10 protein-coding genes are annotated in these 8,471 nt (G+C 58.4%); 3 read left to right on the forward strand and 7 right to left on the reverse strand.

The features are described from left to right. Nucleotides 1-114: 114 nt before the first annotated feature. The gene (gene thrH, locus AO065_RS21925; RefSeq protein ID WP_004887686.1) at nt 115-732 is read right to left on the reverse strand and encodes a bifunctional phosphoserine phosphatase/homoserine phosphotransferase ThrH; all 618 of its coding nucleotides are present in this window, start codon (nt 730-732) and stop codon (nt 115-117) included. Between the two features lie 174 nt (nt 733-906). On the opposite strand from thrH, the gene AO065_RS21930 reads away from it, so the two are divergent. Continuing rightward, nucleotides 907-1,641, forward strand: coding sequence for a phosphoadenylyl-sulfate reductase (locus tag AO065_RS21930; RefSeq protein ID WP_004887688.1), 735 nt, complete (start codon nt 907-909; stop codon nt 1,639-1,641). A 69-nt stretch (nt 1,642-1,710) separates the two neighbouring features. Here the strand turns inward: AO065_RS21930 and cysB are convergent, their stop codons facing one another. The 5 genes from cysB to AO065_RS21955 form a co-directional block, all read right to left on the reverse strand. Beyond that, nucleotides 1,711-2,685, reverse strand: a complete 975-nt coding sequence (gene cysB / locus AO065_RS21935) for an HTH-type transcriptional regulator CysB (RefSeq protein WP_004887691.1) — start codon at nt 2,683-2,685, stop codon at nt 1,711-1,713. A 160-nt stretch (nt 2,686-2,845) separates the two neighbouring features. Further along, nucleotides 2,846-3,340 (reverse strand): universal stress protein, encoded by a 495-nt coding sequence (locus AO065_RS21940; protein ID WP_004887692.1) that lies wholly within the window; start codon nt 3,338-3,340, stop codon nt 2,846-2,848. Between the two features lie 91 nt (nt 3,341-3,431). Beyond that, on the reverse strand, nt 3,432-4,337 hold the full coding sequence (locus AO065_RS21945) for a 5'-nucleotidase (RefSeq protein ID WP_004887695.1): 906 nt from the start codon (nt 4,335-4,337) through the stop codon (nt 3,432-3,434). Between the two features lie 18 nt (nt 4,338-4,355). Next, on the reverse strand, nt 4,356-5,312 hold the full coding sequence (locus AO065_RS21950; RefSeq protein WP_004887696.1) for a putative 2-dehydropantoate 2-reductase: 957 nt from the start codon (nt 5,310-5,312) through the stop codon (nt 4,356-4,358). Nucleotides 5,313-5,337: 25 nt separating this feature from the next. Beyond that, a complete protein-coding gene (locus AO065_RS21955; protein ID WP_004887698.1) occupies nt 5,338-5,673 on the reverse strand; it encodes a YbbN family protein in 336 nt (111 codons plus the stop codon). A 233-nt stretch (nt 5,674-5,906) separates the two neighbouring features. On the opposite strand from AO065_RS21955, the gene AO065_RS21960 reads away from it, so the two are divergent. Then, entirely contained in the window at nt 5,907-6,983 is a 1,077-nt protein-coding gene (locus AO065_RS21960) for a 3-deoxy-7-phosphoheptulonate synthase (protein ID WP_004887699.1), read from the forward strand. A 71-nt stretch (nt 6,984-7,054) separates the two neighbouring features. On the opposite strand, the gene AO065_RS21965 is transcribed toward AO065_RS21960, so the two are convergent. Beyond that, a complete protein-coding gene (locus AO065_RS21965; protein ID WP_004887702.1) occupies nt 7,055-7,336 on the reverse strand; it encodes a GNAT family N-acetyltransferase in 282 nt (93 codons plus the stop codon). A 606-nt stretch (nt 7,337-7,942) separates the two neighbouring features. Between AO065_RS21965 and oprI the strand changes: the two genes are divergently transcribed. After that, nucleotides 7,943-8,194 carry an outer membrane lipoprotei OprI gene (oprI, locus tag AO065_RS21970; RefSeq protein WP_002553018.1) on the forward strand — a complete coding sequence of 84 codons (252 nt, stop codon included), beginning with the start codon at nt 7,943-7,945 and terminating at the stop codon, nt 8,192-8,194. Nucleotides 8,195-8,471: the final 277 nt, after the last annotated feature.

An 8,471-nucleotide genomic window follows, 5' to 3' on the forward strand; every position in this document is an offset into this window, starting at 1 on the left:
AGAGGCGGACTTATTTATAACGATGAGCGCTCCAGCGTGGTAACGCCGCCCGGGACGCTCCGCATCGGCTCTCGAACGTGACGACACAGAGCGCCAGAACCCATCAAAATCGAGCTAGAGCGCCAGCTCCCTATTCGATGCCTTGATGAATGCCTTCTTCAGGTCTTCGAACGTATGCACTGCCGGAAACTGCGGAAACTCGCGGATCACATTGTCGGGCGCATGAAACAGAATGCCTGCGTCAGCTTCGCCCAGCATGGTGGTGTCGTTGTAGGAATCACCTGCCGCGATAATGCGGTAATACAGGCTCTTGAAGGCCAGCACCGACTGACGCTTGGGGTCTTTCTGGCGCAATTGATAGCTCACCACCCGGTCGGTCTCGTCAGTAATCAGGCGATGGCAGAGCAAGGTCGGAAAACCCAGTTGGCGCATCAGCGGCTGGGAGAACTCGTAAAATGTGTCCGACAGAATCACCACCTGAAACCGCTCGCGCAGCCAGTTGACGAACTCCACCGCGCCGTCCAGCGGCTTGAGGGTGCCGATCACTTTCTGAATGTCCGACAGTTTCAGGCCGTGCTCGTCAAGAATGCGCAGGCGCTGCTTCATCAGCACGTCGTAGTCGGGAATGTCCCGGGTGGTGGCGCGCAGGGATTCGATACCGGTTTTTTCGGCAAAGGCGATCCAGATTTCCGGGACCAGCACACCTTCCAGGTCGAGACAGGCAATTTCCACAGAACGCTCCTCAAGGGACACTTCAAAACAAAGGGAAGCGGCACTCTAGCCGCTCGTCAGACCCCGCGCAACGCATCACACGGGCCAGCGAAGCGGCCATGCAACGATGGATTTTGTTACCATTGCTGCCATCACGAGCGCTTAAGCGCCACCCTTTACCCAGGAAGCCGCCTGATGAGCCAACCCTTCGACGTCGCCGAGCTGGCGACGACTTATGCGAACAAGTCTGCGCAGGACATTCTGAAACTGGCCTTCGAACATTTCGGTGACGAGCTGTGGATTTCCTTCAGCGGTGCCGAAGACGTGGTGCTGGTGGACATGGCCTGGAAACTGAACAAGAACGTCAAGGTATTCAGCCTCGACACCGGTCGCCTGCACCCGGAAACCTATCGGTTCATCGAGCAGGTCCGCGAGCACTACAAGATCGACATCGAGATCATCTCGCCGGATCAGAGCAAGCTCGAACCTTTCGTCAAGGAAAAGGGGCTGTTCAGCTTCTATCGTGACGGCCATGGCGAGTGCTGCGGCATCCGCAAGATCGAACCGCTGCGCCGCAAGCTGTCAGGCGTCAAAGCCTGGGCAACAGGCCAGCGACGTGATCAGAGCCCTGGTACCCGCAGCGCAGTGGCGGTCATGGAAATCGATACGGCCTTCTCGACGCCCGAGCGGACGCTCTACAAGTTCAACCCGCTGGCGCAGATGAGCAGTGAGGAAATCTGGGGCTATATCCGCATGCTGGAGCTGCCTTACAACAGCCTGCACGAGCGCGGCTTCATCAGCATTGGTTGCGAGCCCTGCACGCGTCCGGTCTTGCCGAACCAGCACGAGCGTGAAGGTCGCTGGTGGTGGGAAGAAGCCACTCAGAAAGAGTGCGGCCTGCATTCGGGCAACCTGATCGCCAAGGTCTGACCGACTGCAGCCCAGCTCATTGCGGGCATCGAGTGCTGCCCGCAATGACGCTGTGTCAGCTGTGCCCGATCAATGCACGGGCAGTTCGACATTGGCGAACAGCTCTTCCATCTCCTGTTTGTTATGGCAGGTAATCGCCTTGGCCATGACTTCGCGAGTCAGGTGCGGGGCGAATTTCTCGATGAAGTCGCACATGAAGCCACGCAGGAACGTGCCGCGACGAAATGCAATCTTGGTAACACTGGACTCGAACAGGTCGCTGGCATCCAGAATCACCAGATCGCTGTCCAGTTCTTCGTCCACCGCCATTCTGGCGACGATACCCACACCCAGATTCAAGCGAACATAGGTCTTGATCACGTCGGCATCTGCCGCTGTGAACACGACCTTGGGCACCAGACCACGGTGGCTGAAGGCTTCGTCCAGTTTGGAACGACCGGTGAAACCGAACACGTACGTCACAATCGGGTATTCGGCCAACAATTCCAGCGTCAACTTCGGCACCTTGGTCAGGGGATGGCCCTGAGGCACCACGACGCAACGGTTCCAGCGATAGCACGGCATCATCACCAGGTCACTGAACTGCTCGAGCGCTTCGGTGGCGATGGCGAAATCAACAGTCCCGTCAGCCGCCATTTCGGCGATCTGGGTGGGCGACCCCTGATGCATATGCAGTGCTACGTCCGGGTATTGCCGAATAAAATTGCTGATGACAGGCGGTAATGCGTAACGCGCCTGAGTGTGAGTAGTTGCAATCGACAGCGTGCCCTTCTTCTCGTTGGAGAACTCCTGAGCGATCTGTTTGATACTTTCGACCTTGCGCAAAATCTCACCTGCCGTGGTGATGATGCGCTCGCCTGCCGGTGTGACACGCGTCAGGTGCTTGCCGCTTCGCGCAAACACCTCGACCCCCAGTTCGTCTTCAAGCAGACGGATCTGCTTGCTGATACCGGGCTGTGAAGTGTAAAGGCTCTGTGCCGTCGCGGAAACGTTGAGGTCGTGGTGCGCCACTTCCCAAATGTAGCGCAGTTGTTGGAGCTTCATATGTATCCCTCAAAGCAGATAAACCCTAGGGGCATCAGCGACGGTATATAACTGGATTAATGGTCAGGCGAATAATTCTAGAACTTTTTATCACCTTTGTGGGGCGATGGCACGCTCGATTTCACTTGAACAGCCAATTAGACCTTCTCGAACCGTCGCTCTACCCTCGCCCTCTGTTCTGCATCATGGGCACCATGTAAACCGGTACATCGGAAAGCTGTAAAACCCTGGCGGCCGTACGACCTATCGACTCGCCCTCTTTCGCCCGATGGCTGTGACTGCCCACCACCAGCAAATCCACATCCAGTTTCCGCGCCTGCTCAAGAATAACGCTGGAGGGTTCTCCCTGAACGACCCGCACTGTGCGAATGAAAGACAGGTCTTTGTGACCTTCACCCAGTTCCTCACGAAACCCGTCGAGCATCCGTTGCTCTATTCCATCCATGAACGCACTCACGCCCCTGCTGTGAAGTTCCCTCAACGCATCCTCGCCCAGATAGCTCTGCAGAACCGACTCGGCGAACAGCCCCATGGGTTCAACGACATGGATAACGTAAAGTTCGGCATCGAACGTCCGGGCCAGTGCCAGCGCATGCTGTGTCACATAGGGCGCATACAGACCGAGGTCTGTGGCATACAGCATCGAACGAACCATACAACCTCCCGGACAGCCACATTGGCGGAGATTGATTGAGCTTAGCAGTGCGCCAAAGACCGCGACGGCGGACAATTGGCGGTCTGTCCGCTCAAAGCTTGATTTCGTTGGTGATCCCGTGGGGAACGTGGCCGGTCGCCACTACCTCGCGCGCCTTTTCGCAGTGCCCCGGCTGATCGTCGAAGAACACATCTGCGGCAAACGCCTCGAGAAACGCCGATTTCTGCAACCCGCCGAGAAACAGCGATTCGTCGAGCCGGATATCCCATTCACGCAAGGTCCGGATCACCCGCTCGTGGGCAGGTGCCGAGCGGGCGGTTACCAGTGCGGTGCGGATCGGGCAGCTTGCCTCCGGGAATTCACGTTGCAGCAGATTGAGCGCTGCCAGAAACGGCTTGAACGGCCCACCGCGCAATGGCTCACGGGCCGACTCTCGCTCGCTGGCCTGAAAGGCCAGCAGCCCGCCGGACTGATAGACCCGCTCCGACTCATCGGAAAACAGCACCGCATCGCCATCGAACGCGATGCGCAGCTCGGGACTGGCCGCCCGCCGCGCACCGCCAGACAGAATGGTGGCCGCCGCAAACCCGGCATCCAGCGCACTGCGCACGTCCTCCGCATGGGTCGACAGAAACAGATGGCAGCCGAACGCGGCCAGATAGGGATAAGGGCTGCGCCCGCCGACGAACGCCGCCCGACTGATGTCCAGCCCGTAATGCTGGATGGAGTTGAACACGCGCAACCCGGTATCGGCACTGTTGCGCGACACCAGAACCACTTCGACCCGCGCCTTGCTCAGGCTGGCGTTGAGGCTCAGCAGCTTCTCGACCAGCAGATAGGCATCGCCCTGCTCGAGAATCTCGTCTTCGTGTTCGATTTGATACTTGCGGTACGCCTCGACGCCCTCTGCCATGTAAACCGCATGACTGTCGCTCAAATCAAACAGCGCTCTGGATGAAATGGCCAGTACCAGTTTGTGATCTTCGGCGTTTGTCATGTCTGTTTCTCTGCCTCTTCAGCGATTGTCGCGATCAATAAAGGCCAGAGCCTGGTACAGCGTTCGCACGCGCGGCATGTCAACACCGGCGTCGAGCGCAGCGGCCAGAGGCCGGGCATAGATGGCGTCCAGCTCCAGCGGACGCTTTTCGATCAGGTCATGGTGCATGCTGGGTTTATAGTCGGGCATGCTTTCGGTCACCGTGAACAGATGTCGTGCAATACCTTCCGGCAACGTATGACCACAGGCCTCTGCGCCCTGCACCACCTCGTCCATCAAGGCCAGCACCAGCTCACGGCTGGCGGGGTCGCTCATCAGGCGCGACGTGCTGGTCCGCAACAGCGCCGAAAGCCCGTTGAACGGGACATTCCACACCAGCTTCTGCCAGCGTGCCTGTTGCAGGCTGGGCATGGCGTGCGATTCGACACCGGCCTGCCGGAACAGCTGCGCACAGGCTTCGACAATGGACAGGCGCTCCGTTTCATCAGTGGCCGGACCGCTGTGGTAGCCGATGCTCACGGCCCCGAACGCCTGATGCGCCACGACGCCGGGCGCAGTCCGGTGGACGCAGACGAAACACAGGCCGCCCAGTATGTGCAGGCTGTCCGGCAGAACCGCTCGCAACTGGTCTTCGACCGCGAGCCCGTTCTGCAGCAACAGGACTTTAGCGCCATCGGCAGCCATCGCGCCGATAACAGGTCCCAGCTCGGCATTGCCGGTGCTCTTGGTGCCGACCAGCAACCAGTCGCACGGCGGCATATCGGCAGCCGAACAATAGGCCTGCACCGGGTTGAGTTGCAGATCGCCATGCACCGCACTGTTGATCCGCAGGCCGTTTTGCGCGACGGCATCAAACTCGCTGCGCAGCAGAAAATGCACATCGAATCCGGCGCGAGCCAGCATCAGACCATAAAAACCGCCGATGGCCCCGGTGCCCACGATACCGATTCGCGGGCGTCTGATTTCACTGCTCATAACGTCTCTCTGGCTGACTGTCTTATCAGGGTAATTCGTCGGGTGGGCTGGCGAGTGCACGGTCCAGTGCCGAAGCCAGACCCTCGACTCTCAGCGGGGCGCGAATTGCGCCATGGAAGGCTCCGTCGCGCACCAGAAACAGTGCCGGCAGGTGAAACACTTCGTAGCGCTGCACCGCGCCACCATTGTCCTGGGCGTCGATCCAGCACAGGCGATCAACCGCAAGGCCCATCCCAGGCAACTGCTGCCTGGCCCAGCGACAGGCAGAGCAGCCCACGCTGGTAAAAATGACCAGCGAGGTGCCGGTCAGCTCAAGCAATTGGTGATCAATGTCAAAGTCGCTCAGTTGCAGTTCAGTCAACGAAATAGCCCTCACCTCTGGCCGTACACTATCCGTTGCAGCGCCAGTGGTTGCAAATGACAGATGCTTCAAGGCCGTCAGGTCGCGGTAAACAGGCCCGATACGCCGCTTTGCCCATTGTCGAACAGCGCGATAACGCGCTAAGGTTCCGCTCCCCACTGCGCTCAACCTGCTGGGCACCGCCGCACAGGGGATCGCAGGCGGCCAGTACCCGCGACCTGATGAGTAACACGATGGCTGATTTACCGATTGACGACCTCAACGTTGCATCCAACGAGACTCTGATCACACCGGATCAGCTCAAGCGCGAAATCCCCCTGACCGACGCTGCCCTGCACACGGTCAGCCAGGGTCGCGAAGTGATCCGCAATATTCTCGACGGCAATGACCACCGCCTGTTCATCGTGATCGGCCCATGCTCGATCCATGACCTGAAAGCGGCCAAGGAATACGCCGAGCGCCTCAAGGCGCTGGCAGCAGAGGTGTCCGACACCCTGTATCTGGTCATGCGCGTCTATTTCGAGAAACCGCGCACTACCGTGGGTTGGAAAGGCCTGATCAACGACCCGTACCTGGATGACTCGTTCAAGATTCAGGACGGCCTGCATATCGGCCGTCAGTTGCTGCTGGATCTGGCCGAAATGGGCCTGCCGACCGCAACCGAAGCGCTGGACCCGATCTCCCCGCAGTATCTGCAGGACCTGATCAGTTGGTCGGCCATCGGCGCCCGGACCACCGAATCCCAGACACACCGCGAAATGGCTTCGGGCCTGTCGTCGGCCGTCGGCTTCAAGAACGGCACCGACGGCGGCCTCACCGTTGCCATCAACGCCCTGCAGTCGGTTTCCAGCCCGCACCGGTTCCTGGGTATCAATCAGGAAGGCGGAGTGTCCATCGTGACCACCAAAGGCAATGCCTACGGTCATGTGGTGCTGCGCGGCGGCAACGGCAAGCCGAACTACGATTCGGTGAGCGTGGCGCTCTGTGAGCAGGCCCTGAACAAGGCCGGCATTCGCCCGAACATCATGGTCGACTGCAGCCACGCCAACTCCAACAAGGACCCGGCCCTTCAGCCACTGGTCATGGAAAACGTCGCCAACCAGATTCTGGAAGGCAACGAGTCGATCATCGGTCTGATGGTCGAGAGCCATCTGAACTGGGGTTGTCAGGCCATTCCCAAGGACCTGTCGGAACTGCAATACGGCGTGTCCATCACCGATGCCTGCATCGATTGGGAAAGCACCGAGAAAACCCTGCGCGGCATGCATGCCAAGCTCAAGGGTGTATTACCGGCGCGCAAGCGCAAGTAATAGGTCACGCACACCAAAACGCCGAGCAATGCTCGGCGTTTTTGCAGGTGTCGATTACAGCGTGATGCAGATCAGATCTTCGCGGCCTGTCGCTGATGGCGCTCCATGTAACGCTCAACGTAGGAGCAGGAGGGAATAACGGTGTAGCCCATGCTGTCGGCGTAATCGAGCGCCTTCTCGGTCAGGGCAGCAGCGATGCCCCTGCCGCGCAATGCATCCGGGACGAAAGTCCTATAGAAATCCAGAGTCTGTTTCCCCAGGTCCATATAGGTCAGGTAGGCCCGATGGCCATCGATGTTGATTTCGAACTGATGGCCGGTCTGATCATGGTGGATGGACAACGCCTCGCTCATCGCTACTCCTCGCGGGTCTTGGAATTTGACCCCTACCTTACCGATCTTTTTCCGGCGAAGAAACATCTACGCCACCCTGTGCCTGTTTTCGACACCGGGAAGCGCCTGGCCGATCTCAACAAAGAGCACCTGTAAATAGTAGGCGTCATTGCCGGAGATGCTCAAGTGCGATACCTATAAAAAAGCATAAAACCACGGCAAGGCATAGCCAACACTCGCTCGCCCCTTACACGCCAGTTCAACACGATCGATTCAGGCACTTGCCTTGTGCTCGTCGATGCATGGGATCCGCCGAATAAAAGGCTCTACACCGGACGCAGGATGACCGATATGAAGCCAACATCCATCACTGTCTGCGCGGTCATACAGGAACCGTTTCGATAAGGCTGTTGTCAGCTTTACAGCAGTGGCCAGCCACAGCAAAGTGGATAGTTTTTAGACAGTTTGCATGAGAAGTAACGCGGAACACTTTCAAAGCCAAGAAATTTATGCGCTTCTTGCGCTTCCTCCGTTTACTTACTACAAACAATGGGTACTATGTACGCCGGTCATTTTCTCACTTTCGAGAGATGACTAATTTGAAATAAGTCCTTGAAGGGGAACACGATGAACAACGTTCTGAAATTCTCTGCTCTGGCTCTGGCAGCAGTTCTGGCCACCGGTTGCAGCAGCGTATCCAAAGAAACCGAAGCTCGTCTGACAGCTACCGAAGACGCAGCAGCCCGTTCGCAAGCACGTGCCGACGAAGCCTACCGCAAGGCTGACGAAGCACTGGCTGCAGCTCAAAAAGCTCAGCAGACTGCTGACGAAGCCAACGAGCGCGCACTGCGCATGTTGGACAAGGCTAGCCGCAAGTAATAGTCCCCTCGGGATTGTTGAAAAAGCCGACCCGGCAGCGGGTCGGCTTTTTTATTGGGCGGCGTTTGAGCCGCATGGAGCATGAGCGCGTCCGAGGCTATGCGCTCATCGCTATACAAAGGTCATCTGGCTATCCGGAGACGCAACGGCACTGGTGTGCTTTTGTAGCGCGATGGCATGAACACCGCAGAACGCGACGTGGGTGGAGGCTGAGTCCTGGCGCTGATTCGGGGGGCAATCGGCATGGATGCCGATTGAGCTGCACTGGGCCATGGAT

The organism is Pseudomonas viridiflava, from assembly GCF_001642795.1.
GTDB classification, from domain to species: domain Bacteria; phylum Pseudomonadota; class Gammaproteobacteria; order Pseudomonadales; family Pseudomonadaceae; genus Aquipseudomonas; species Aquipseudomonas viridiflava.